This window comes from Dyadobacter fanqingshengii (assembly GCF_023822005.2).
Classification (GTDB): domain Bacteria; phylum Bacteroidota; class Bacteroidia; order Cytophagales; family Spirosomataceae; genus Dyadobacter; species Dyadobacter fanqingshengii.
Genome location: NZ_CP098806.1, coordinates 3,139,681 through 3,163,548 on the forward strand (window position 1 = coordinate 3,139,681; position 23,868 = coordinate 3,163,548).

Below are 23,868 nucleotides of genomic sequence, written 5' to 3' on the forward strand. Positions count from 1 at the left end.
CACCCTCCCGCATTTTATTACATTAAAAAATCAATGTGCACCAGCTGCTGCGGTCGTCGTAGCAGGGCGGCCCTTCATCCAGAAGTATAAAATACCGAATGCTACAATCAGGATCGCTGGGAAAATGATCATGGTGCTGAGCGTTGCCTGACCGGCTGCCAGTTCCATTTCATCGCCTGTTAACCCTGCTGCTATTTTTTCAGCTTTGGCATCATCCAGCCATCTACCGATAACCGGCTGCCAGATTGCAGTCGAAAACATGCCTACGCCACCTACGATGGACATTCCCAAAGCACCGCTTAGAGGCACATTCTGGGCAATAAATCCAATCATTGTAGGCCAGAAAAGCCCAACGCCCATGGCAAAGATCACCGCAGCTGCGTATGCCGCTCCGCCAGTTACTGTACTGAACAAATAAATACCAATTGCGGCCAATATGGACGATCCCCAAAGAATTCCCGTTGCGCCAAGCACTTTCACGATTGGTGCGGCGAAGAAGCGAATCAAAGCCATTAAACCCGTTACAAGCGCAAGGATAAGCATTGGACTTGCACCGCTTTTACTCATGATCAACCCTGTCCACTGCTGCGGCCCGAACTCCGAAATAGCAGTTAGCATCATGCAAAGGAAGATAAATATGAACAAAGGCGAAGCCATCGCTTTCAGGTTCTCGCCTATTGAAGTTACACCTGCTACATGTGGCTTAGGAAACGCCTGGCCCCAGAATAAGAACGCGTAAATCACCGTTGGAATCATAATCACCCAAATTTGCGCCTGCCATCCCAGGTTAGCATCGGTCATAAACTTGGAAATCAAACTGCCGACAACAATTCCGCCGGGGAACCACATATGGAAGCGGTTCAGCATTTTATTCATTTTCAACCCTGAATAAGTGTCTGCGATCATGGGGTTACAAGCAGCCTCCGTACATCCGTTTCCAATTCCGATGAAGAATGTAGAAATAAGAAGTCCTGTATAACCGCCTGCATAAATTGTCATCAGAATACCGATAATGTGGCAGACCAAAGCAACTTGCATGATGATTTTTGGTCCCACAGAATGGTAAACAAGCCCTCCAATGATCATAGACAACGGAAATCCAAGGAAGAACATTAAATTAATAAAGCCGAGTTGTTCCGCCGTTAGATTGAATTCAACACCCAACTGTGGAAGGATCCCCGCCCGGATACTGAAAGAAAAAGCGGTTGTGATGAGCGCAAAACAACTGGCATTAAAAAGCCTGTCGCTATTGATTGTTTGAGTCATGAGACTAAAAGGGTTTGTTATTTAAAATAAGATAATTACGAGCCTGACGACTAATGTTTTTATGAAAGAATTTCACAGAAAAAACAAATAAACGCTTTTTCTACTGGTTTTAATTATGCCTGGGCAGTGTTTTTTATGTGTTAAAATTATATTTGTAAGAAGTAAGAGTCATCTATACTACTCTTTAATATTGTAAAAACCTTTTCAAAACTTTAAACCAACTGGAATGTCAAGAAAGATTAGGATGGGTATGGTGGGCGGATCGCTTGATGCCTTTATAGGCGGAGTCCATCGCCGTGCTGCTATTATGGATGGAGAAATTGAGCTGGTTTGCGGTGTTTTTAGTTCAGATCCTTCCAAATCAAAAGAAACCGGCAGGGCGTTGTATTTGCCGGAGGACAGACTTTATAACGATTTCGAGGAGATGATCCTCAAAGAGAAACAACTTCCCGAAGGAGAACGCATGGATTTTGTGGCCATTGTAACGCCCAATCACATGCACAAAGCGCCTACAAAGCTGGCGCTTGAAAACGGATTTCACGTCGTTTGCGACAAGCCTATCACATTAAACACGGAGGAAGCAGAGGAAATTACAGCACTGGTTGAGAAAACAGGCCTGATTTTCTGTCTTACCCACAATTATACAGGTTACCCGATGGTTAAGGAGGCGAAGCATATGATCGCATCGGGTGCTATTGGTAAAATCAGGAAAGTGATCGTTGAGTATCCACAAGGATGGCTGGCAACATTGGTGGAAGTGACTGGTAATAAGCAAGCTGCATGGAGAACAGATCCGAAACGCTCCGGCGCTGCTGGCGGCTTAGGTGACATTGGAACCCACGCTGAAAACCTGGCCGAGTACATTACAGGGCTGAGAATCACACAGGTTTGCGCCGATCTGACCATTTTCGTGGAAGGCCGCTTACTGGATGATGATGCCAACATTCTTTTGCGTTTCGACAATGGTGCCAAGGGAATCCTGCAGAACAGCCAGATCGCAAATGGCGAGGAGAATGATTTAAACATTCGTGTATATGGCGAAACTGGCGGCTTGCAATGGAAACAGCTGGATCCCAATACATTAATCCACAAAACCAACCAGGGCGCACGCATTATCCGCACAGGTGTTGGCAATTTGTCCAAGGCCGCGCAAGTGCATACCCGCATTCCCGCAGGCCACCCGGAAGGTTACTTTGAAGCCTTTGCAAATCTTTACCGCAATTTCGCATTCCATTTGAGAGCACGCTGGGAAGGCCGCAATGTCGATCCGGTTTACGATTTTCCGTCTGCACAGGATGGCCTTAGGGGTATGAAGTTCATTGACGCCGTCATTGCATCAAATGCTTCGGATACCAAATGGACTAATTTCTGATCTTATCTTTTTTCACCTTTTCATTCAATACCCGTTTTATGAACAAAATTAAAGTTGGCGTTGTCGGAACCGGCTTCATTGGGCCCGCACACATTGAAGCTTTGAGACGTCTTCCCAATGTAGAAGTTGCTGCACTTTGCGAAGTAACCGCCGAGCTTGCCAAAGAGAAAGCAGATGGACTTGGAATTGCTCGTTCCTATACATTTGATGAATTACTGAAACAAGATGACATTCAGGCTATTCACATTTGTACACCAAACTTTCTTCATTATTCCCAGTCAAAAGCCGCATTGCTGGCCGGGAAACATGTTATTTGTGAAAAACCCCTTGCGAAAGATCTTCATGAGGCGAAGGAACTGGTGGAACTAGCTGCCGAAACCGGACTTGTGAATGCGGTGCATTTTAATTTGCGTTATTATCCTTTGGCGCGCCAGATGAAATCCATGCGTGAAAAAGGGGAATTGGGTGAGATTTATTCGTTCATCGGTTCTTATCTGCAAGATTGGTTGTTTTACCAAACAGACTACAACTGGCGTCTTGAACCAGACAAATCAGGCGATTCCCGTGCAATTGCCGACATTGGCTCGCACTTAATGGATATTCTGGAATACATTACCGGATTGAAAACTGTCGCAGTTATGGCCGATTTCAACACCGTTCATAAAACGCGTAAAAAGCCGCTTAAAGCTGTTGAAACGTATTCTGGCAAAATGTTGCAGCCGGAAGACTACGCGGACGTCCCCATCACAACCGAGGATCACGCGAATGTTTTGCTTCGTTTTGATAATGGTAACAAAGGTGTGATCACCGTTTCCCAGGTTTCTGCCGGCCGCAAGAACCGCATGAGCCTGGAAATTTCCGGATCGAAGAAAACATTCAGCTGGTGCTCAGAGTCGCCCAACGAAATGTGGATCGGAAACCGCGACAAAGCTAATGAGATCCTGTTGCGTGACCCATCATTGGTAAACGAAGATGTGCGCTCAACGATCACTTTCCCAGGCGGCCACAACGAAGGCTTCCCGGACACTTCAAAACAAATGTTCAAAGAAGTGTACGCCGCCATTACAGCCGGGAAACAACCCGAAAACCCAACATACCCAACATTCGCCGATGGATATCGTGAGCTGTTGATTTGCGAGAAGATTTTGGAAAGCAACAGAGCGGAAGCTTGGGTAACTATTTAATTTTGAATCATTAACATTATGAAAACAATAAAAGGACCTGGAATTTTTCTTGCTCAATTCTTGGGTGATGAGGCTCCGTTTAACTCGTTGGATTCTATCGCAGACTACATGGCTGCTTTGGGCTATAAGGGCTTGCAGCTTCCTACTTGGGATCCGCGTGTGATAGACGTGAAGCAAGCAGCGGAATCGCAGACTTATGCGGATGAGCTGAAAGGAAAATTGAAAGATAAAGGACTGGAAATCACTGAACTGGCTTCACATATCATCGGACAATTGGTTGCCTCGCATCCGGTTTATGACGAAATGTATGATGGTTTTGCTGTTCCGGAAGTAAGAAATAACCCAAAAGCCAGAGCAGAATGGGCGACGCAGCATTTGAAATATGTGGCCAAAGCCAGCGCTAATCTTGGACTGAAAGCAAGCGCAACATTCTCAGGCGCATTGGCATGGCCATTCCTTTATCCGTGGCCACAACGTCCTGCGGGTCTGGTTGAAACTGCATTCAAAGAATTGGCAGCGCGCTGGAAACCGATCCTGGATGTCTATGACGAAAACGGCGTGGACGTATGTTACGAGCTGCATCCGGGCGAAGATTTGTTTGATGGCTCAACTTTCGAAATGTTCGTGGATTACCTGGACGGTCACACGCGTGCGAACATTAATTATGACCCAAGCCATTTTGTATTGCAGCAATTGGATTATCTGCAATTCATCGATCTTTACCACGACCGCATCAAAGCATTCCACGTAAAAGACGCTGAATTCAATCCAACGGGTAAGCAAGGCGTTTACAGCGGCTTTGCAGGCTGGGCCGATCGCGCGGGTCGTTTCCGTTCATTAGGCGACGGTCAGGTTGATTTCAAGAGCATTTTCTCGAAATTATCCCAATATGACTACGATAGCTGGGCGGTTTTGGAATGGGAATGTTGTATCAAATCTCCTGTTCAGGGAGCTGCGGAAGGCGCACCATTCATTGAGAATCACATCATTGAAGTTACGACAAAAGCATTTGACGATTTTGCAGGAACAGGTGCTGATGAAGCATTCAACCGCAAAGTGTTGGGACTTTAATTGTCGACTTCACAAGTATATTGAAAACCTATTTTCCTTATGGAAGATAGGTTTTTTTGCTATATCAGTTAACTTATATATGACTCCAAGAATGCGTAATTTTTTTTATCAAATTTCACGAAAGCAGCTGCGTGCGCTAGGCATTATAGCGATGGCCTGCTTTTGTGTGAATGTATTCGCCCAAACCGTTACGCCTGAGAAACGGATCCTTGTTTTCTCAAAAACAGCGGGTTTCCGTCACTCGTCTATCCCGGCAGGGAGAACTGCTCTCATCAAACTTGGCCAGGAAAAAGGCTTTGCGGTTGACACAACCGAAAATTCAATCGTCTTTAATGAAAAAAATCTACAAAAATATAGCGCAGTCGTTTTCCTGAACACAACAGGAGATGTGCTCAATGACAAGCAGCAGGATGCATTTGAACGTTACATTCAGGCCGGCGGTGGTTACCTGGGCATTCACGCTTCCACAGACACGGAATATGAATGGCCCTGGTATAATAAGCTGGCAGGCGCACAATTCCTGAGCCATCCGGGCAATCCGAATGTGCAGGAAGGCGAGGCTTATGTGGTCAATGACAAGCATGAATCCATGACCGATTTTCCCAAAAAATGGAAGATCAAGGATGAGTTTTATGATTTCAAAAACTTCAATCCGAAAGTGAATGTGCTGGTTAAGATTGACGAGAAATCTTACAAAGACGGCAAAATGGGTGACAACCACCCGATGTCCTGGTATCACGAATATGACGGCGGAAAGGCATTTTATACCAATTTCGGCCATGAAGACGCAACTTTTGTCAATCCTGTTTTTGTCAAACATTTAACCGGTGGCCTTAACTATGTGATGGCCTCTAAACTGGATTATTCCAAATCACGTCCCGAAGAAAACCGCTTCACCAAACAAGTTCTTGCAACAAAACTGGATGAGCCTACTGAGCTTGTTGTGCTTGAAGATCAGCGTGTTTTGTTGGCTGAGCGCAAAGGGAAACTGAAACTTTATAACCCCAAAACAGGAAAAATTAAGATTGTTGCGCAGGTTCCTGTTTATACGAAGCAAGAATATGGTTTAATGGGCTTGAACATTGATCCAAATTTCAAAACCAACAAACTGGTTTACCTATATTATTCTCCACCATCATCCGAAAAAGACACTGCTCAACATTTGTCGCGCTTCAAGTATGACGATGTGAAAGACACATTGTTACTTTCGACGGAAGAGGTTTTGCTCACTGTTCCTGTAAAAAGAACCGATTGCTGCCATACGGGCGGTTCAATTGCCTGGGACGCGAAGGGAAATTTATATTTGTCGACAGGAGATGACGTAAATCCTTTCCAGTCAAACGGCTATGGACCGATCGATGGTCGTCCGGGACGCGAAGGTTGGGATGGCAGACATTCATCTTCCAACACCAATTCTTTACGCGGAAAAGTTCTCAGAATCAAGCCAAGATATGGTGATCGCCGCGCCAATATGCCCGGTGGAACTAACTTATACGACATTCCCGAAGGAAACTTGTTCCCTGCTGGCAATCCTAAGGCTAGACCGGAGATTTATGTAATGGGAACCAGAAACCCATATCGTATTTCTATTGACCAGCATACAGGCTATTTATACTGGGGCGATGTAGGGCCAGATGCTTCCGACGATAATCCAAAACGTGGACCTCGCGGTTACGATGAAGTGAATCAGGCAAGAAAAGCGGGTTACTTCGGTTATCCCCTATTCATCGCGGATAATAAGCCTTATATTGATTTCAACTTTGCGGACAGCACCTCAGGAAAGCCCTTCGATCCTGCCAAGCCGATCAACAACTCGCCGCATAACACAGGTTTGGAAGAACTTCCGCCTGCCCAGCCCGCATTTATTTACTATCCTTACGCCGATTCACCGGACTTTGGGGCGATTGTAGGCAAAGGCGGTCGTAATGCAATGGCCGGACCGGTTTACTATGCTGCTGATTTTCAGGCTGGCAAAGGAAAATTCCCCGATTATTACAATGGTAAATTCTTCGCTTACGACTGGATTCGTGATTACATTAACATTGTAACAATGAACGAGCAAGGCGACCTTCAGAACATCGAGCGTTTCATGCCTAGTGCAAAGTTCAGTCACCCGATTGATATGCAATTTGCCAACGACGGCTCATTGTACACATTGGAATATGGCCCGAACTGGTTTGCGCAAAATGACGAAGCCAGCTTGTCACACATCACTTACAATGCGGGAAACCGTGTTCCCGTTGCCTTGGCTACGGCCACAAATACTGTCGGCGCAGTACCTTTAAAGGTTAATTTTTCATCAAAAGGCTCTGTCGATCACGATGGCGATGCTGTGAAATATGAATGGACATTTGGCAAGGGTTTACCAAAAAGCACGGTTGCTAATCCAAGCTTCACCTACGCCAAGCCAGGAGAATATGTGGCCGTTCTTAAAGTGACAGACAGCGCCGGCAATTCCAACACGTCCGAAGTGACTGTGAAGGCAGGCAACGCTATTCCGAAGGTGGATGTGGCTATCAAAGGAAACAAGACATTTTATTGGAATGATAAACCGGTCAACTATGAAGTTTCAGTAGCGGATAAGGAAGATGGCAGCCTGGCCGACAAGAAGATCCCGGAAGACGAAGTAACATTGACCATTAATTATCTGGAAGGCTTCGATAAAACGCAGCTGGCGCAAGGCCACGTGGCTAACACTGGTTTTGAAACAGGCAAGCGTTTAATCGAGCTCAGTGATTGCAAAGCCTGCCATTCGATCGACAAGAAATCAATTGGACCAGCTTACATTGAAGTGGCGAAACGTTATGAAAAAGAACGTAACTCCGTTAAAACGCTGGCTGATAAGGTAATCAGAGGCGGTGGTGGCGTGTGGGGTGAGCAAGCCATGGCAGCGCACCCGCAGCATAAGCCGGAAGAAGCGGAAGAAATGGTGAAATACATTCTCTCACTTGCTCAGGAAAAAGCAGTTGATAAAAAACCATTGAAAAGCACATATGTGACCGAGGCAAAGAAAAAAGACGGTTCATATATATTCACGGCAAGCTACACGGACAAAGGCAACGCAACAATGGGTCCATTAACCGGCTCAAAAACAATTGCATTACGCCCCGCCACAATCCTGGCAAATGCAGCCGACAGCACAAGCAATGTTTTCAAATTCAAAAATGAAAAAGGCACAGAAATCGTGATAGGCACGAAAACTGGGAGTTTCATTACATTCGAAGACATTGATCTAAATGGCATTTCGAATCTGTCAGTCGCCGTAACCTCCGTTGCAGAGAGAACAGCAGGCGGAATCCTCGAAATTCACCTGGACGGCGTTTCCGGACCCAAAGTTGGCGAAGGAAAAGTGGATAAGTCTGAAACGATCAACGTTCCAATAAAAGCTCCGGCAGATAACCAGCTGCACAAACTGTTTTTCGTCTTCAAAAACCCCTCCGCAGGTTCTAAGCCACTTTTTGGAATAGAATGGATCAGGTTTGATGGTGCCGCTATGTAATGCTTTTAGAGTTTATTAAAATAAAAATGCTGGCCCATCAGAGGTCAGCATTTTTTGGTTATTACGAACAGAACGATCTGGACTCAACTTAAAAACTACTTCGCAAACCCTTCAATCCCTAACCCAAACAACGCAAAATCATACTTTACAGGATCGTTAGGATTGAGCTGCTTCAATGATACAGTAAGTTCTTTGGCAGTTTGCCAGTCGGTGAGCGGTCTTTTAATCAGACCTAGCAGGCGGGCGACGCGGTCTACGTGGACGTCGCACGGGCAGACGAGCTGTGCTGGCTTAATGGTGTTCCATATTCCGAAATCTACGCCTCTGTCGTCCTTTCTGACCATCCAGCGCAGGAACATGTTGAGACGCTTGCAAGAAGATTTTCTGACGGGCGTGGCAATGTGTTTGGCGGTTCTGGCCGGAAAATGTTCAGAATCGCGGAAGAGGTCGTAAAAGCCGATTAATGCGTTTTCAATGGTTTCTTCGTCTTCCTGCATATGACTGCTGAATGCGAACTCGAGCGAATCCTGCTGACGATAATATTGCTGAAAGAAATGCAGAAAATAAAGCGTGTCCGTGGCGTTAAATGTGCGGTGCTTGAAATGCAGGAATGGCTTTAAATCACTTTCTGTGTGGTTGAGCACGAAGTCATAAGGAGCTCCGTCCATTAATGCGGACAGCTCCCGACATTTGTTAATGATCGTTTTTCGCTGTCCCCAAGCAAGCACGGCTGCCCAGAAACCCATTATTTCAATGTCCTGCTTTACAGAAAATGAATGTGGAATACTGATTGGGTCGAAAGGAATAAATGCGGGCTGATTGTATTGCTCAGCCTTCTCTTCCAATAAATCCGTAACGAATGATGAAAATGTAGGAATGATCGTCTCAGTGCCGTGCATGGCTTCCTCCGAACAGGTAAGCCAAAACCTTTGAAATGCCTGAAAAAAACATGATTATGCCTGAAAACAAAAAGGTAAAAATAGCAATGAAAGGATAGAGAATCGTAAACATAATGCTCCACAACTTATATCCGGTGGTGTTTTTCAGTGCTGCTCGCTCCTCTTCTCTTTTGGAACGAAATTGGGGTAAATGCTTCATAATGTTGATGTAGGTGCTTACTCAAGATAACTGACAACCGCTCTGAATCGTTTGCTGTTAGGCGAAACTTTTTCAAAAGCCCTTGATGATAACTTGATTACAATGTCATCGTTAATGCTCGTATCGGGAATGCGACCAATGATCCGCACGATAATTTTTTCCTGATTGTATTCATTCAAAACCTCAACCAAAGCGCCTACTGGAGCCGTGCGGTGCAATCCCAGAAATTTGCTTGTGCTCTCATCCGTTTCAATCACTTCTGCCAAACCGGATTCGGATTTTTTCTTGCCCTTGACGACTTTTGGCGGCGCAACTTCTTCTACGGGCTTCACCACTTTTTCGGGAACAATGGCTTTCGCCTTTACTGAATCTTTCACGACCGTGGTGGTTGTGGTTACTTTTGGCGCTGGCGCAGTGACTGTTGGAGCCGGTTTTTCCGTTCCTTTTTCACTCACGATCAGCTCCTGGCCGTCTTTCAGGTTGTCGTCCGCTAAACTATTCCATTTTCTAAGATCAGCCATCAAAACGCCATACTTCACGGCAACACGATAAAGCGTTTCGCCGGGTTCAACCTTGTGCAGGCCATTAGCTGGTGCAGGCACGGTTGCACTGGCCGTAGGAGCCGAGGTGGTTGTTGGTGCAGGTGTAGTGGGTGTGGTTGATGCAGGCGTTGCAGCGGCTGGTGCAGCCGGCGCCGGAACTGTTGCAGTAGGAACTGCTGCCGTCGGAACTGTCGCCGCTGGCGTTGTTACCGTGGGCTTCACTTCCTTTTCCTCGGCTTTTGCTGCCTCTTTTTTATCTTCTTTTTTTGAATCTTTTTTGCTGGTCTTGGGCGTGTAAGGGACCCGGATCGTCTGCCCAGACTGAATGTTGTCGGCCATGCCAGGATTGGCATCACGAAGTGCCTGAATGGAGGTGCCATACTGACGAACCACCGCAAACATGGTTTGCCCCTGGTTTACTCTATGCAGAACGAATATCTTCCCGCCCACTCTTTCGACCCCGACGGAGTCAACCTCATAATTCCCGCTTGCCCGGGCCTCGATCAAACCTGTCAACAAACCTGCCAGAATGGTCAGGCAAAAAACGTATTTCATTTATTATGAAAGTGTTAAACTCGAAAACTCGTTATTATTTTTTAGATAAACCAATGTAGATGCTTTTAACATCATCGTTGCGCGGCCCATTCCTTCGCGTTCTTCGGACAATTGTTCGTGTAAAACCAACTGCTTCTGATCTGTAACAATGAGGAGATATTGAACTGATTTATCTTGCTCGTAAATATAATAAGAAAACATTATATAGGGTCTTTTCTCCAGATAATCAATGCTCACCGCCGTATGCCCATTCGTTATATTCTGAATAAATGTGGCAAGTTTTTCAAAGTATACGCTGTCTTTCCTGTAACGAACCGGTTCCTGTAAAATTACTTTTTCAAATTCGTCCGCGTAACTTTCTTTCAATGGCGATAGCGCGCCGGTTTCCGCATCGCATGCCTTGTAAATAAATTGTTCGCCCGACTTGCCTGCAACTTCTATATACTTGTTATCCAGCGACTTGACCATTAAATGTCCTGGCAAAGCCCATAAAAATTGTCCGTTAATAGCAGAGAATGCAAGCAGATCGGTTGGTTCGGGGACTTCGGGATAGCGGTAATTGTGCAGGAAAATGTTGTTATGCGAAAACGCTGTCAGCGAACTCCACCAATCCGCTTCCGGCGGCGAATAGTGCCATAACTGCTTCATTTGCGCCGTATCCATCATTGCAAATGAAACTTGCTTAGACTCACTATCCCGCAACTCAATAATCCACAGATCGCTTTGCGGATCCGGATTGGGCAAAATCCGCCAGATATTTTGTGAAAACTTTTGAGAAAAAACTTTTTGCAATTTTTTAGCTTTATTTTGAAACAAAATTCAAAAAAATATAGACCAACTGACCTCGTGCGAATATTAGGAATAATCCCTGCCCGCTATGCTTCTACCCGTTTTCCAGCCAAAGCATTGGTTGATATAGGTGGAAAAAGCATGATCCAGCGGGTGTATGAACAATCATCCAAAGCTACACAACTCGATCAGGTAATTGTTGCTACTGACGACGAAAGAATCTTCAACCACGTGATGGATTTCGGCGGGAAGGCCATTATGACGGCAAATACGCATCAAAGTGGGACGGACCGTTGTTTTGAAGCACTTACAAAAACCGACGGCATATATGAATATGTGATAAACATTCAGGGTGATGAGCCATTTATCAGCCCGGAACCGATTGATAATCTGGCAGAAGCGCTGGACGGCGAAGTTGCGCTTGCTACACTCGTGAAGGTGATCGACAGTGACGAAATCCTTTTCAACCACAATGTGCCCAAAGCGGTTCTGAATAAACGGAATGAAGTCATGTATTTCAGCCGCCAGACGATCCCTTATCTGCGCAACCCGGAATCTGGCCAATGGCTTGGCGCTCACACATTTTACAAACATATAGGCATCTACGCATATCGTGCAGATGTGCTGGCGGAGATTACAAAGCTGCCTGTTTCATCGCTCGAAAAAGCGGAGGCTCTGGAGCAACTTCGCTGGCTGGAAAATGGTTATGCTATCAAAGCCGTGATCACGTCAGACGATTCTCACGGTGTTGATACACCCGAAGACCTTGTGCGTGTAAGCAGAAAGTTTTTGTTGTAGAAACGCGCGTCTGGAACGCTATTTGTAATTTTAGGACAACGCGCTTTCAGATTCCATTCTCTTAAAAAACGTTAAAATGGGTATTTTTATACGACCTGTTTGCATTAGGGCGTTACCCTTGTATTGATTTTATTAACCACAATTGAAAAACCATACATATGCAATATAACATTCTTTGGGCCGATGATGAAATAGATCTTCTCAAACCACATATCATGTTTTTGACCAACAAAGGTTACAGTGTTACGCCCGTTAACAGCGGCGCGGATGCATTGGACAGGATCGAAAATGACCGGTTTGACATTGTTTTTCTGGATGAAATGATGCCGGGTATGACAGGCCTCGAAACATTGGCACAAATAAAACAGCAACAGCCTAATTTGCCTGTTGTGATGATTACAAAGAGTGAGGAAGAGCATATTATGGAAGATGCCATCGGCTCCAAAATCGATGATTATCTCATTAAACCATTGAATCCCAATCAGATATTACTTTCCGTTAAAAAGATCCTTGATAACAAGCGACTGGTTACTGAAAAGACAACATTGAGTTATCAGCAGGAATTCAGGAACCTGGCCATGCAATATCAGGACAGGATCGGACATGAAGAATGGGCTGATATTTATAAAAAGTTGATTTACTGGGAATTGGAATTGGAAAGTTCCGAAGATCAGGGAATGGCAGAAGTTTTCAGTATGCAAAAGAGCGAGGCCAACGCCAATTTCTGCAAATTCATTGAAGACGAATATGAAGAGTGGTTGAACGATCCGCGCTCGGATAAGCCCATTTTATCACATCAATTGATGAAACAAAAGGTTTTCCCGCATCTCAAAGGATCTGAAGAGCCTTTATTTTTCTTGCTGATCGATAACTTCCGTTATGACCAGTGGAAAATGATACAGCCGATTTTGCAGGAATATTTCAACATTGAGGAAGAGTCTTCTTATTACTCAATCCTTCCTACAACGACCGGATATGCCCGTAATGCGATTTTCTCGGGCCTTATGCCGAGTGAAATGGAACGCAAGCACCCGCAATGGTGGGTAAGTGATGAAAATACGCCCGAAGGTGAAGAAGGGTTAAATAACCACGAGCACGACTTTCTGCAAAAACAGTTGGAAATGAACCACCTGAACAATGTTAAAAGCTCGTATCACAAAATCCTGAATGCAAACCAGGGCAAAGCATTGATAGACAACTTCAACAACATGCTGAATAACCAGCTGAATGTGGTGGTTTATAACTTTGTAGATATGCTTTCGCACGCACGTACGGACGTTCAAATGATCAAGGAGCTGGCTCCTGACGAAGCGGCTTACCGGTCTATCACCAAGTCCTGGTTCCAGCATTCACCGCTTTTGGATTTCATCAAAAAGGTGGCTGAGAAGAAATGCAGGCTGATACTAACGACCGATCACGGCATGATCCGCGTTCAAAAACCGGTCAAAATTATCGGTTACCGTGAAACGAATACAAACCTCCGTTACAAGCATGGAAAAAATCTGGGATTTGACGACAAAAACTTAATGGTGTGTCGTAAGCCGGAGAGAATTTTTCTTCCCAAACCGCACGTATCGACCTCATATGTGTTTACCAAAGAGGATTATTTCTTTGCCTACCCAAACAATTATAATCAATACGTAAATTTATACAGGGACACATTCCAGCACGGAGGCGTCTCACTCGAAGAAATGATCATTCCGATCATTGATCTGAAAGCGAAGTAAATTTGGGTTCATATAAAAGTGGAAAAGCATCCGATCATTTGACCGGATGCTTTTCCATTTTTATGCTTGAATTAATCAACCTTCTATAACACTTCCGTTTTCGCATTTCAGAACGCGCGCAGGGAATTTTCGCAGGAAGTCATGGTTGTGCGTCGCCATTAAGATTGCTACGCCAGCATTGTTTATCGTCCTGAAAACCTGCATGATCTGCTCCGCAACTTCCGGATCAAGATTACCTGTGGGCTCATCGGCAATCAGTATCCGGGGCTCGTTCAGCATAGCCCGGGCGATTACCACCCGCTGCTGTTCACCACCGGAAAGCTGGTGCGGCATTCTTTTCTGGGCTGTTCCCAATCCCACCTGCATTAAAACCTCGGCAATGCGTTTTGAAATTTTCCCCTTGTCATCCCAGCCAGTTGCTTTTAATACAAATGACAGGTTATCCTCAACAGAACGGTCGGAAAGTAATTGAAAGTCCTGAAAGACGATGCCTATTTTGCGGCGAAGGAAAGGAATGTCCGACCTTTTAATATTATGAAGCTCATAACCAGCGACCTTTGCAGAGCCTGTGTGCAGCCACAGATCTGCGTACAAAGTCTTTAAAAGAGAACTTTTCCCGCTTCCGGTCCGTCCGATCATGTAAACGAACTCGCCGTTTTTTATTTCAAAATGTACATCGTTCAAAACAGGCCGCTCACCCTGATAAATATCTGCCCGATCCAGTATGATAATTGGCTCTGTTGACTCCGTCATAAAAAATTAGGTATTTGGATTTCCTTTTTTGTAATCCGAAAGGAATTTTTCCAGTCCAATGTCCGTAAGCGGGTGTTTCAGCAATGCTTCCATTGCGCTCAAAGGACCTGTCATAACGTCTGCACCAACTTCTGCGCATTGGATAATGTGCATTGGGTGACGAACAGATGCCGCTAAAACTTGTGTATCAAAACCATAGTTTCTGTAAATCAAAAGAATTTGCTCGATCAGCGCGATACCGTCTGTTGAAATATCGTCCAGACGACCGATAAATGGAGAAACGTATGTTGCGCCCGCCTTAGCAGCCAAAAGTGCCTGTCCTGCCGAGAAAATCAATGTACAGTTGGTACGAACTCCTTTACCAGAGAAATATTTTAAAGCTTTAACGCCTTCTTTCGTCATGGGAATCTTCACAACGATTTTATCATCGATCTCGATCAACTCTTCACCTTCACGGATCATTCCAGCCAAATCGATTGAAATAACTTCCGCACTCACATCCCCATCCACAATGTCACAGATCGCTTTATAGTGGCGCATGATGTTGTCCTTGCCCGTAATTCCTTCCTTCGCCATTAACGATGGGTTGGTAGTAACGCCGTCCAAAACACCAAGTGCCTGTGCTTCCTGAATCTCTGCCAGGTTAGCAGTATCAATAAAAAATTTCATAACGGGAATTTATTGGTTAGAATATTCCACAAAAGTAGAAAACCCTGGTCAAAAGCAAAACGAAAGAGGAGAATAGAACCGAAAGGGCATAAAAAAAGGCAAACCGAGAATCTCACCGCATCGACCACCTACCCTTGCTTCCGTCAGGACCTGGGGGATTCGGAAGGAGCTGGTAGTTCCGATTTGCCAGCTGCAAAGATAAAGACATTTTATTGACAAAAAGAAAACATTCATTTAACGTTTGGGCTTACTTTTGTGCGAATCAATTAGAAATGAACAGTTATGCCGCGTTATTTTTTTTTATTTTTCCTCTATTTATGCCTGTCATGTGCCCAGTCTTCTGATGCTTTTTTGAAAAAAGGGAAAGAGTTAATGCAACAAGGCAAAACCCGGGAAGCCATCGAATTTATTAATAAAGCGATCGAGAAAGACGATGCGAATGCAGATGCCTTCAACCTCAGAGGTGTTGCTTATTACGAGCTGAAAGAATATCCGAGTGCGCTGCTGGACTTCGGCCAGGCGATCAAACTAAAACCAAATTCCTACCGTCCATATTTTAACCGTGCGCTGCTTTACACGGACGAAAACCGCCTGGATTCAGCATTTGCCGATTACAATAAGTCCGTTGAACTCGCACCGGATACAGCTGACGTCTTCCTTAACCGTGGCCAGTTACTGGTTTTGATGGAAAAACCAACCGAAGCGATCGCTGATTTTGAAAAAGCGACCAAGCTTGACGACAATAACAAAATGGCCTGGTATAATCTTGGAAACACCTATTATCGCAACAAAGATTACAAAAAAGCGACATTAGCATTCCGTCAGACGGTGCGCCTGGATGCAGCGTATGGCAAAGCATTCTACGGCCTTGGACTTGCACAATGGAATGACGGCGAAAAAGATTTGGGTTGCACCAATCTGAAACAAGCGCTGAATGTAGGTTATTCGGATGCCGCCAATGCACTGGCTCAGTTTTGTAAATAAAACCATTTAAACCCACTAAATCATGAGACTCTTCAAGATAGCATTCGGAATAATTTTTGTCGTTTTTGCGTATCTGCAGCTAAATGACCCCGATTCAGGCCTCTGGATTGCCATATATAGTTTTGCAGCCCTGGCTTGTTTCATGAGTATCCGTGAGCTATGGCCGAGCTGGGTATTTTATGCGCTTGGTGCGGGATATCTGGTTGCCGCCATCTTGCAATGGCCACCGGAATTTGAAGGAATATTCTTTGGGGAAACTGCCATGCGAAGCCTGAATATTGAACTGGCGAGAGAATCGCTGGGATTGGGGCTTTGTACCATTGTAATGGTTGTGATCGGCAAGTGGGGTTGAGTTAATCTCTGAGCCACTCTATTTCTTTCAATCCAACTTCCAATGTGCCGCCTTCGGAAAGCAGTTGCATAACAAGCCTGCCCTGCTGGGTAACGTGGCTTACGGTGCCTTCCAAGACTCTGTTTTTGTGCTTAAACCGCACCGGATGACCGTATCCGTACAGGTTGGTCAGATAATCTGCGCGGATGCGCTCGTGTAAGGTCTTCGATTTCAAATCAGCATAAAATGCATCCAGACGACGGAGCAGCTTGTGAAACTCTTCGCCGAGAACAAATTGCCTGCCGGTTTCCTTACCGATTGAAGTAGCGTATCCGTTTGAAAATACAGTTTGATTAACATTTACACCAATTCCGATAACTGAACTTGAAATCCTGCTTCCCTGTATGGAATTTTCGATGAGTACGCCACATACTTTTTTACCATTCACCTGAACGTCATTAGGCCATTTGACCTTGGAATCACTGACATACCTGGCCGCATAAGCCCGTATACCCAGCGCCACCGCCTGACTAAGCAAAAACTGATCACCAACGGGCAAAAAACCGGGTGTTAAAATGACCGAAAAAGTCAGATTCTGACCTGGATTTGCAACCCATTCAGTGCCCCTTTGCCCCCTCCCTTTTACCTGATTGTCGGTTATGACAATGGTCCCCTCGTCGAACAAGCCTGCGTGTACTATTTCAGCCGCTATGTCGTTTGTAGAGTGACAAGTTGGCAGGTATATAACTTTTTTACCAATAATTAAGGTATCCTGTATAGAGTTGTACAATTTTTTTGCTTTACTTTAGGGTTTGTAAAAGGAATTAACTACGCATGAAAGAACGCAAAAATAAAGAACTATCCTCAAAAGATCTCTCTGAGCTGGTAGCAAAAGGAATGATAGAAAAGAAAGGCTTGGACATCGCAATACTTGACCTCAGAAAAGTAAAAAATTCAATAACTGATTTTTTTGTAATTTGTTCGGGTAACTCCGACACTCAGATAGATGCTTTGGCCAATTCGGTTGAAGACGAAGTTTACAAAATGTCCAAAACGGAACCCTGGCAGAAAGAAGGAAAGGCGAATGGAGAGTGGATTTTGATTGATTATGTCGATGTGGTAGCACACATTTTCAATAAAGATCGCCGCAAGCATTATGATCTGGAAGAACTTTGGGGAGATGCAGAGGTAACATACCTGGAAGATTCCATGGTATAAGTGAACGGCAGGTGAACATTCACCTGAACCGGAATGTTGTTTAGTATATTTCCTCTTAATTAAAAACACAGAATGTCTGAAAACGATAACAAAAGAGGGCCTCTCAGTCCTAAAAGTCCCCAAAAAGGATATCAGGGCTGGATTATCGCCGCTCTGATTGCCACTATACTTGGAATAACATACCTGAACCGGACTTCAACCATTCGCGAAACGACGCAAAAACGCTTCGAAAAGATGATGGTCGATAAGGAAGTGGAAAGGGTAACCATTGTTAATGACAAGTCGGTTGAGGTTACGCTGAAACCAGAGGCATTAAAACAAGATAAATATAAGGTTGTAGCGAAGGAAAATAATTATTTCGGTGGGGAAACTGCATCGCATTATCAATTCCAGGTAACATCTGCTGAAACTTTCAAGAAAGATTTCGATAAGATGCAGGAAGGTATCCCGGACGATGACAAAGTGCCTTTTGTAGTGGATACCCGTAATGACTGGACCAGTTTCCTTGGAACCTGGGGCTTTTTCATTGTAATGATCCTGGTAATGTATTTTATCCTCGGCAGAATGTCCGGCGGAGTTGGTCCAGGTGGCCAGATCTTTAACATCGGCCGTTCACGTGCCACATTATTTGATGCTGAAAACAAAGTTAAAATTACATTTAATGATGTAGCAGGTCTGGATGAAGCAAAGGAAGAGATCAAAGAAATTGTAGAATATCTGCAAAGTCCTGATAAATTCAAGAAGCTGGGTGCAAAAATTCCAAAAGGTGCATTGCTTGTAGGACCTCCGGGAACTGGTAAAACTTTGTTGGCCAAAGCCGTTGCTGGTGAAGCTGGTGTTCCATTCTTCTCTTTGTCAGGTTCTGACTTTGTGGAAATGTTCGTTGGTGTGGGTGCAGCAAGGGTTCGTGACCTTTTCAAGCAAGCAAAGGAAAAAGCGCCTTGTATTATTTTCATTGATGAAATTGATGCGGTAGGACGCTCACGTGGACGTGGTGCTATGCCGGGTTCTAACGACGAGCGTGAAAATACATTGAACTCGCTTTTGGTAGAAATGGACGGTTTTGCAACCGATTCAGGTATCATTATCGTAGCAGCAACCAACCGTCCTGACGTTTTGGATCCGGCTTTGCTTCGTCCAGGCCGTTTTGACCGTCAGATTTCAGTAGATAAGCCAGATGTTATTGGTCGTGAAGCAATCTTCAAAGTGCATTTGAAACCTTTGAAATTGTCGACTGACGTGAACATTCAAAAGCTTTCTTCACAAACACCTGGTTTTGCCGGTGCTGAAATTGCGAACGTTTGTAACGAAGCAGCATTGATTGCAGCGCGCCGTAACCGTGAGGAAGTTACGATGCAGGATTTCCAGGATGCGATGGACCGCGTAATTGGTGGTTTGGAAAAGAAAAACAAACTGATCTCACCGGAGGAGAAAGAAATCGTTGCTTACCATGAAGCTGGTCACGCAGTAGCAGGCTGGTTCCTGGAACATGCCGATCCGTTGGTTAAGGTTTCTATCGTTCCGCGTGGCGTTGCCGCATTGGGTTATGCCCAGTATTTGCCAAGAGAACAGTATTTGTATCGCACAGAACAGCTGTTTGACGAGATGTGTATGACATTGGGTGGCCGTGCTGCCGAAGATGTAGTTTTCGGTAAAATTTCAACCGGCGCTCTAAGTGACCTGGAACGCGTTACCAAAGTAGCATATAGCATGGTGACGATGTACGGTATGAATGAGCGCATCGGAAATATTTCTTATTACGATTCCAAACAGAGCGATTACGCATTCACAAAACCTTATTCCGAGTCAACCTCTCAGGCAATTGATGAAGAAGTAAGAAAGCTGATCGATCAGGCATATCAGTTTGTTAAAAATCTCCTGAGCGAGAAACGTGATAAATTGGAAGTGTTGGCGAAAGAGCTTTTGGAAAAAGAAATTTTGTTCCAAAGCGATCTTGAAAAACTGATCGGAAAACGTCCTTATGAGAAGGAAACGAGCTATCAGGCTTACATTAACCGTCGCTCAAATGAAGAAGCTGCCATTCACGAAGAAGTTGTGAAACATACGCTTGAAAATGAGAAAAAAGAAGAGGAAATGGCAGAAGCTGAAAAAGGCGCTTCAAATGAGTAGTCAATTCTTTCGATATAATTAATTTCAATAGCCGGACAATGATGTTGTCCGGCTATTATTTTTGCAACAAACCTTACATTCACATTCCAACACCCGAAAAAATGTCTTTTGAAATATTTAAACAGCAATTTGGCAACTTAACCGAATTCGTCATTCAGGAAGCATCCACCGGAAATCGCTGCGTTGTAATCCCCGAACTGGGCGGAATCGTTCGTCAGCTGTCGCTTCGCAAGGGCATTACGCTCTTCTCATTATTGAAGACACCTCCAACGCCGGACAGCCTTTTAGCTGACATGAAAAGCGCAAGTGAGTTACTGTTTCCATTCGCAAGCCGGATCCCTGATGGCAAATACAAATTTCTAGGAAAGGAATATCAATTGGCGAAGAATGAGACCGGCGGTCTGAATGCCATTCACGGCCTTGTACGTAAGCGGCAATTCAATTTGGAAGAGCAAATTATTGAAGCGGACCACGCTTCCATAAAGCTTTCCTATGATTTGAATGATCAGGAAGGCTATCCATTTTCTGTGAAGTTTTCAGTACTTTATACATTGCATGCCGACGGACGATTTGTTTTAAGCTATGAGGCCTTAAACAATGGCGCTGAGCCAGCTCCGGCGATGTTCGGCTGGCATCCTTACTTTCTGCTGGGCAATGAGGAAGTGGATGCCTGGAAAATCAACATTCCTTCCAGCGAGATCGTGGACTTCGATAATAACCAGATCCCGGTTGGCAAAAAGCCATTTTTGGTTGAAAGACCCACAAAGCTATACCAAAAGGCCTTTGATAACTGCTTTATAGTGGACTCGGCAGCAACGAGCGTAGTCACTGAGCTGATCTCTGAAAATCAAGACATTACCCTGCGCATTAAGCAGGATACGGGCGAAGGGAAGTTCAATTACCTGGTCGTGTACACGCCACCTGCGCGCGATTGCGTTGCGATAGAGCCACTAACGGCGAATGTAAATGCATTCAATTCGGGTGAAGGACTGAATGTGCTGGCTCAGGGCAAGAGCGCTAGTGGCGCCATTACAGTAAGTTTGGTTTAAGACCGATGGTTTTTATACCAAAGTGCTTTATGCCAGAGCAATCGCAAGTTGGTTAAATAACGCAAATGGGCCAGCAGAATTGAAAGTTTCACGGCCAAACTATCTCTGTGGCGCATATTGTAAAGGAATATGCGCCACGATTTGGATTTCAAGGCAGGACGCTCGTTTTCCCAATGTTGGAGGATCGTATTACGGAAATTATCCGAAGGGAATGTTGAAGCATTGCTGGAATCGTTACTTGCAAATCCTTCGCCCGTCAGCAAACGCACCATCCCCAGCGACTCATTCAACAGGCGATTGAAGCCTTTTCGCGTGGAAACATCTTGAATGTGAGCCCAATCCATCGTATCCGAATGTTTGCGCAGCAGACGGACAAAGTCGGCCATGTATTTCAGCTTGTCCCACTGCTCCACGCCTCCGTGATGAATGACCATCATCACCAGCTGGTTTTCCATGCCTGGAATTTGAACGGACGAGCCAGCCATGCTGACCGAAATCATATTTTGAGAAAGCTCCTCCCAGGTTAAATCATAGCAGTAACGAGGGTAACTGGGCCGCCACTGAATTTCCAGGGATTGTAATGTATGATCCGAAATCGGCTCTAACGGAAGTTGGTAATCCGTGTCCAGATAACTGGATCGTAACGCATCCTTATCGAATAAATATTTGCGGTAAGCATCTGGGACAAAGCCGTTTCTCTTTAATGTGATAAGGCTTTTGTCAATGTCACTTTGCGCCACGAAAAAATCAATGTCGCCAAACTCACGCTGATTGGGTTTTTCATACAACAGCCAGGCCCACAATGCGCCTTTCATCAGGAATGCCTTGACATTATCGTCGATAATCTGCTTGTATAACTTGACAGAAATTCCAAGAAAGGCCATATTCGTCACTGCCTGGCCCATCGCAAATTCCTTCAAACCAGCTAAATGTTTGGCAGAAATTTCAATTTGTCCCTCGCTATTTTGGAGATAATCCAGCAACAAAGGCCTCACCTGATGCCAATTGGCCAATCTCGTTGTTCTTGCCGAATTAATCTCTTTTTGATTTAAAGCGGATGGCGATTTCGACTTCCCGCCAAGAGCAGCTTCAATCAGCATAGCCAGCTCGGGTGAAACTTTCAGATCTGGCATATTATCCGGCTGTTAGTTGTTCCGCAATGCTCTCGCTAACCCATTTTTCAAGGTTTTCAAATCCGTCAGGACGTTTCTTTTTCCATAACCTGGCAGACCTTGTGCATTGAAAGCTTTGGGAAAAATGCCTTTTCAAAGCATCTTCCGTAAGCAACTGGCTTGGCAAAGGGAAATTTTTAAGCGTTTCGGTGGGAATTTCGGCAGCGGATAATGGCACCAATGGCTTCCTGTTCCGTGCCTTGTGCAGGAAGAAAACCTCCTTTAATGGCACGGGCTCTTGTAAGAAATCGGATTTGGGCTGATATGAGAACTTATTAACGCCTTCGCTTACCGGCTGCAATTCTGACTTTTCGTAATGCAAGCCATTTGCCGTCTTATCCCAAATTTTGAGCTGTGGATAGGCCGGAACAATGTATGCTAATCCATTGTCATTAAATCCAATGGCTGTCAAATCGTCGCTCAGCAACTTACAACCTGCCTTAATAAACGCAGCAGCAGTGGTTGATTTTCCGGCACCGGGCATTCCCATGAAACACCAGCCTTCATTCCCGACCCGCACGGCGCTGGCATGCAAGAGAAAAAGTCCTCTCTGAAACAAGATCAGCCCCAGCGCTTCGCTCACTGTGAAGAGGCTTACTAAATTATTATCATCGACCAATGGCCTCACAACCAGGCAATTGCCATTTGAAGCCTTAAAAGACGCGACATTATTCCAATGCAGATAGAGATTTTCATCCGCATCTTTCGCGAAGCCTGCCCTCACCCCTCTTCTATATAATTGCGTATTTTCCAGTGCAGGAAGTTCAAATGATGCGGATTGAATATATAAGTCGTGCCTTGTACTAGCGTCTCCGTCACTCAATTCAGGAAGTTCAATTTCGGAAAGGATATTGAGCCCGAAGGCTTTATAATGATGCATGTGTGTTATAATAAAATCATTTCCAAACCCAAATGCGCTGATAGAGAACGGATTCTGGCCAGTTACCCATGATTACCGAGCCGTTTTTCTCCACCCAGGCATGTGCTTCGAATTTTTTAGCGGGGTTTACTTCAATGCCAATTTCCAGCGTTAATGCAGGGACTTTTCTCAGCAGATATTTGGTCGCGAGCGCACGCGGGAGACAGAGCAGTTCCATTGGCAACAAATTGGCTGCGGTATCAATGGCCCAAACAGTCAAATCTATTCTTTCCTGAGATATTTCACGCGTAGATTTGGAGTTGCACAACCAATGAAACAACTTTCTGAACGTTCCAAAAGGCAAAACCATTAATCCTGTTTTGATAAGCACCAGACTAACAGCCGCTTTCAGAAAGATGGCCCTTCCTTCGCCGGACAATTTATTCCATTTGGTAATATGGTGCTTAAATGTTCCCAAACGCTTATTTAATTACCTCAACCAATTTCTCAGAAATAAGATCTTTGAGGAGTGTATCAATATCGCTTTTGCAAGTATCTGGATCCACCTCGTATTCGCTGGTCACAGCATTGCAAAGTGATTCAATGGTTTGCGGTCCTTTTTCCAAATTGTCCCAAACCAGCACACCAACGTCATTCAGTCCGTAATAAGCTCCTTTGTTGTGATTAAGTATCACCGTTTCGCCAGCAACTTTGGAGGAAATCTGGTCGGATGTAAGTTGGTATTTTGTCATGAAAGGGGCTATTCTTATGTGATATAATGTGTTTTGCTTTGTACAAAGTT

At 44.8% G+C, this 23,868-nt stretch carries 23 protein-coding genes; 11 read left to right on the forward strand and 12 right to left on the reverse strand.

Translation table 11 applies throughout. From position 1 onward, the window contains the following. Nucleotides 1-30 precede the first annotated feature (30 nt). A complete protein-coding gene (locus tag NFI81_RS13125) occupies nucleotides 31-1,266 on the reverse strand; it encodes an MFS transporter (protein ID WP_234611992.1) in 1,236 nt (411 codons plus the stop codon). 244 nt (nucleotides 1,267-1,510) lie between these two features. Between NFI81_RS13125 and NFI81_RS13130 the strand changes: the two genes are divergently transcribed. The 4 genes from NFI81_RS13130 to NFI81_RS13145 all read left to right on the forward strand — a co-directional run bounded on the left by NFI81_RS13130 (nucleotide 1,511) and on the right by NFI81_RS13145 (nucleotide 8,392). Then, a complete protein-coding gene (locus tag NFI81_RS13130) occupies nucleotides 1,511-2,638 on the forward strand; it encodes a Gfo/Idh/MocA family protein (protein ID WP_234614854.1) in 1,128 nt (375 codons plus the stop codon). A 38-nt stretch (nucleotides 2,639-2,676) separates the two neighbouring features. Beyond that, complete coding sequence (locus tag NFI81_RS13135) at nucleotides 2,677-3,822, forward strand: Gfo/Idh/MocA family protein (RefSeq protein ID WP_234611991.1); 1,146 nt, start codon at nucleotides 2,677-2,679, stop codon at nucleotides 3,820-3,822. Nucleotides 3,823-3,840: 18 nt separating this feature from the next. After that, the gene (locus tag NFI81_RS13140) at nucleotides 3,841-4,893 is read left to right on the forward strand and encodes a sugar phosphate isomerase/epimerase family protein (RefSeq protein WP_234611990.1); all 1,053 of its coding nucleotides are present in this window, start codon (nucleotides 3,841-3,843) and stop codon (nucleotides 4,891-4,893) included. Nucleotides 4,894-4,984: 91 nt separating this feature from the next. Further along, nucleotides 4,985-8,392 (forward strand): ThuA domain-containing protein, encoded by a 3,408-nt coding sequence (locus tag NFI81_RS13145; protein WP_374759448.1) that lies wholly within the window; start codon nucleotides 4,985-4,987, stop codon nucleotides 8,390-8,392. 95 nt (nucleotides 8,393-8,487) lie between these two features. Here the strand turns inward: NFI81_RS13145 and NFI81_RS13150 are convergent, their stop codons facing one another. The 4 genes from NFI81_RS13150 to NFI81_RS13165 are packed head-to-tail and all read right to left on the reverse strand — an operon-like array spanning nucleotide 8,488 to nucleotide 11,379. Next, complete coding sequence (locus tag NFI81_RS13150) at nucleotides 8,488-9,291, reverse strand: TIGR02757 family protein (protein ID WP_234611989.1); 804 nt, start codon at nucleotides 9,289-9,291, stop codon at nucleotides 8,488-8,490. Next, complete coding sequence (locus NFI81_RS13155; RefSeq protein WP_234611988.1) at nucleotides 9,278-9,490, reverse strand: hypothetical protein; 213 nt, start codon at nucleotides 9,488-9,490, stop codon at nucleotides 9,278-9,280. Before NFI81_RS13155 ends, NFI81_RS13150 begins: the two co-directional genes overlap by 14 nt. 17 nt (nucleotides 9,491-9,507) lie before the next feature. Beyond that, nucleotides 9,508-10,587 carry a LysM peptidoglycan-binding domain-containing protein gene (locus tag NFI81_RS13160; protein ID WP_234611987.1) on the reverse strand — a complete coding sequence of 360 codons (1,080 nt, stop codon included), beginning with the start codon at nucleotides 10,585-10,587 and terminating at the stop codon, nucleotides 9,508-9,510. Between the two features lie 3 nt (nucleotides 10,588-10,590). Further along, complete coding sequence (locus tag NFI81_RS13165) at nucleotides 10,591-11,379, reverse strand: DUF4905 domain-containing protein (RefSeq protein WP_234611986.1); 789 nt, start codon at nucleotides 11,377-11,379, stop codon at nucleotides 10,591-10,593. Between the two features lie 54 nt (nucleotides 11,380-11,433). Here NFI81_RS13165 and kdsB point away from each other — a divergent pair, with 54 nt between their 5' ends. Both kdsB and porX read left to right on the forward strand, forming a co-directional pair. Continuing rightward, nucleotides 11,434-12,174 carry a 3-deoxy-manno-octulosonate cytidylyltransferase gene (gene kdsB / locus NFI81_RS13170; protein ID WP_234611985.1) on the forward strand — a complete coding sequence of 247 codons (741 nt, stop codon included), beginning with the start codon at nucleotides 11,434-11,436 and terminating at the stop codon, nucleotides 12,172-12,174. A gap of 158 nt (nucleotides 12,175-12,332) precedes the next feature. Continuing rightward, nucleotides 12,333-13,901, forward strand: coding sequence for a T9SS response regulator signal transducer PorX (gene porX, locus NFI81_RS13175; RefSeq protein WP_234611984.1), 1,569 nt, complete (start codon nucleotides 12,333-12,335; stop codon nucleotides 13,899-13,901). Nucleotides 13,902-13,976: 75 nt separating this feature from the next. On the opposite strand, the gene NFI81_RS13180 is transcribed toward porX, so the two are convergent. Together NFI81_RS13180 and fsa are read right to left on the reverse strand one after the other, a co-directional pair. Then, complete coding sequence (locus NFI81_RS13180) at nucleotides 13,977-14,654, reverse strand: cell division ATP-binding protein FtsE (RefSeq protein WP_234611983.1); 678 nt, start codon at nucleotides 14,652-14,654, stop codon at nucleotides 13,977-13,979. 6 nt (nucleotides 14,655-14,660) lie between these two features. Beyond that, complete coding sequence (gene fsa, locus NFI81_RS13185; protein ID WP_234611982.1) at nucleotides 14,661-15,323, reverse strand: fructose-6-phosphate aldolase; 663 nt, start codon at nucleotides 15,321-15,323, stop codon at nucleotides 14,661-14,663. A gap of 282 nt (nucleotides 15,324-15,605) precedes the next feature. Between fsa and NFI81_RS13190 the strand changes: the two genes are divergently transcribed. Next, nucleotides 15,606-16,307, forward strand: a complete 702-nt coding sequence (locus tag NFI81_RS13190) for a tetratricopeptide repeat protein (protein WP_255717321.1) — start codon at nucleotides 15,606-15,608, stop codon at nucleotides 16,305-16,307. A gap of 22 nt (nucleotides 16,308-16,329) precedes the next feature. Then, nucleotides 16,330-16,659: a transmembrane 220 family protein gene (locus NFI81_RS13195; RefSeq protein ID WP_234611980.1), complete on the forward strand. Its 330-nt coding sequence runs from the start codon at nucleotides 16,330-16,332 to the stop codon at nucleotides 16,657-16,659. Nucleotide 16,660: 1 nt separating this feature from the next. On the opposite strand, the gene NFI81_RS13200 is transcribed toward NFI81_RS13195, so the two are convergent. Beyond that, the gene (locus tag NFI81_RS13200; protein WP_234611979.1) at nucleotides 16,661-17,428 is read right to left on the reverse strand and encodes a biotin--[acetyl-CoA-carboxylase] ligase; all 768 of its coding nucleotides are present in this window, start codon (nucleotides 17,426-17,428) and stop codon (nucleotides 16,661-16,663) included. Between the two features lie 44 nt (nucleotides 17,429-17,472). Here NFI81_RS13200 and rsfS point away from each other — a divergent pair, with 44 nt between their 5' ends. From rsfS to NFI81_RS13215, 3 genes are all read left to right on the forward strand, one after another. Then, nucleotides 17,473-17,856, forward strand: a complete 384-nt coding sequence (gene rsfS, locus NFI81_RS13205) for a ribosome silencing factor (RefSeq protein WP_082213411.1) — start codon at nucleotides 17,473-17,475, stop codon at nucleotides 17,854-17,856. A 72-nt stretch (nucleotides 17,857-17,928) separates the two neighbouring features. Continuing rightward, complete coding sequence (ftsH, locus tag NFI81_RS13210) at nucleotides 17,929-19,986, forward strand: ATP-dependent zinc metalloprotease FtsH (RefSeq protein WP_234611978.1); 2,058 nt, start codon at nucleotides 17,929-17,931, stop codon at nucleotides 19,984-19,986. A 101-nt stretch (nucleotides 19,987-20,087) separates the two neighbouring features. Further along, nucleotides 20,088-21,035 carry an aldose 1-epimerase gene (locus NFI81_RS13215; protein WP_234611977.1) on the forward strand — a complete coding sequence of 316 codons (948 nt, stop codon included), beginning with the start codon at nucleotides 20,088-20,090 and terminating at the stop codon, nucleotides 21,033-21,035. On the opposite strand, the gene NFI81_RS13220 is transcribed toward NFI81_RS13215, so the two are convergent. From NFI81_RS13220 to NFI81_RS13235, 4 genes are read right to left on the reverse strand one after another with little or no spacing between them, the layout of a single operon-like run. Further along, nucleotides 21,032-22,168, reverse strand: a complete 1,137-nt coding sequence (locus NFI81_RS13220) for a nucleotidyltransferase family protein (protein ID WP_234611976.1) — start codon at nucleotides 22,166-22,168, stop codon at nucleotides 21,032-21,034. The two genes, NFI81_RS13215 and NFI81_RS13220, sit on opposite strands and share 4 nt — an antisense overlap. Before the next feature lies 1 nt (nucleotide 22,169). Then, nucleotides 22,170-23,087, reverse strand: coding sequence for a phosphoenolpyruvate carboxykinase (ATP) (locus NFI81_RS13225; RefSeq protein ID WP_234611975.1), 918 nt, complete (start codon nucleotides 23,085-23,087; stop codon nucleotides 22,170-22,172). Nucleotides 23,088-23,103: 16 nt separating this feature from the next. After that, nucleotides 23,104-23,544, reverse strand: a complete 441-nt coding sequence (locus NFI81_RS13230) for a lasso peptide biosynthesis B2 protein (protein ID WP_234611974.1) — start codon at nucleotides 23,542-23,544, stop codon at nucleotides 23,104-23,106. Nucleotides 23,545-23,548: 4 nt separating this feature from the next. Continuing rightward, entirely contained in the window at nucleotides 23,549-23,818 is a 270-nt protein-coding gene (locus NFI81_RS13235) for a PqqD family protein (protein ID WP_234611973.1), read from the reverse strand. Between the last annotated feature and the right edge of the window lie 50 nt (nucleotides 23,819-23,868).

Bases quoted from the DNA above. Each gene is read 5' to 3' on its own strand.
- NFI81_RS13125 (WP_234611992.1), bottom strand. From the start codon at position 1,266: ATGACTCAAACAATCAATAGCGACAGGCTTTTTAATGCCAGTTGTTTT.
- NFI81_RS13130 (WP_234614854.1), top strand. From the start codon at position 1,511: ATGGGTATGGTGGGCGGATCGCTTGATGCCTTTATAGGCGGAGTCCAT.
- NFI81_RS13135 (WP_234611991.1), top strand. From the start codon at position 2,677: ATGAACAAAATTAAAGTTGGCGTTGTCGGAACCGGCTTCATTGGGCCC.
- NFI81_RS13140 (WP_234611990.1), top strand. From the start codon at position 3,841: ATGAAAACAATAAAAGGACCTGGAATTTTTCTTGCTCAATTCTTGGGT.
- NFI81_RS13145 (WP_374759448.1), top strand. From the start codon at position 4,985: ATGCGTAATTTTTTTTATCAAATTTCACGAAAGCAGCTGCGTGCGCTA.
- NFI81_RS13150 (WP_234611989.1), bottom strand. From the start codon at position 9,291: ATGCACGGCACTGAGACGATCATTCCTACATTTTCATCATTCGTTACG.
- NFI81_RS13155 (WP_234611988.1), bottom strand. From the start codon at position 9,490: ATGAAGCATTTACCCCAATTTCGTTCCAAAAGAGAAGAGGAGCGAGCA.
- NFI81_RS13160 (WP_234611987.1), bottom strand. From the start codon at position 10,587: ATGAAATACGTTTTTTGCCTGACCATTCTGGCAGGTTTGTTGACAGGT.
- porX (WP_234611984.1), top strand. From the start codon at position 12,333: ATGCAATATAACATTCTTTGGGCCGATGATGAAATAGATCTTCTCAAA.
- NFI81_RS13180 (WP_234611983.1), bottom strand. From the start codon at position 14,654: ATGACGGAGTCAACAGAGCCAATTATCATACTGGATCGGGCAGATATT.
- fsa (WP_234611982.1), bottom strand. From the start codon at position 15,323: ATGAAATTTTTTATTGATACTGCTAACCTGGCAGAGATTCAGGAAGCA.
- NFI81_RS13190 (WP_255717321.1), top strand. From the start codon at position 15,606: ATGCCGCGTTATTTTTTTTTATTTTTCCTCTATTTATGCCTGTCATGT.
- NFI81_RS13195 (WP_234611980.1), top strand. From the start codon at position 16,330: ATGAGACTCTTCAAGATAGCATTCGGAATAATTTTTGTCGTTTTTGCG.
- rsfS (WP_082213411.1), top strand. From the start codon at position 17,473: ATGAAAGAACGCAAAAATAAAGAACTATCCTCAAAAGATCTCTCTGAG.
- ftsH (WP_234611978.1), top strand. From the start codon at position 17,929: ATGTCTGAAAACGATAACAAAAGAGGGCCTCTCAGTCCTAAAAGTCCC.
- NFI81_RS13215 (WP_234611977.1), top strand. From the start codon at position 20,088: ATGTCTTTTGAAATATTTAAACAGCAATTTGGCAACTTAACCGAATTC.
- NFI81_RS13220 (WP_234611976.1), bottom strand. From the start codon at position 22,168: ATGCCAGATCTGAAAGTTTCACCCGAGCTGGCTATGCTGATTGAAGCT.
- NFI81_RS13225 (WP_234611975.1), bottom strand. From the start codon at position 23,087: ATGCATCATTATAAAGCCTTCGGGCTCAATATCCTTTCCGAAATTGAA.
- NFI81_RS13235 (WP_234611973.1), bottom strand. From the start codon at position 23,818: ATGACAAAATACCAACTTACATCCGACCAGATTTCCTCCAAAGTTGCT.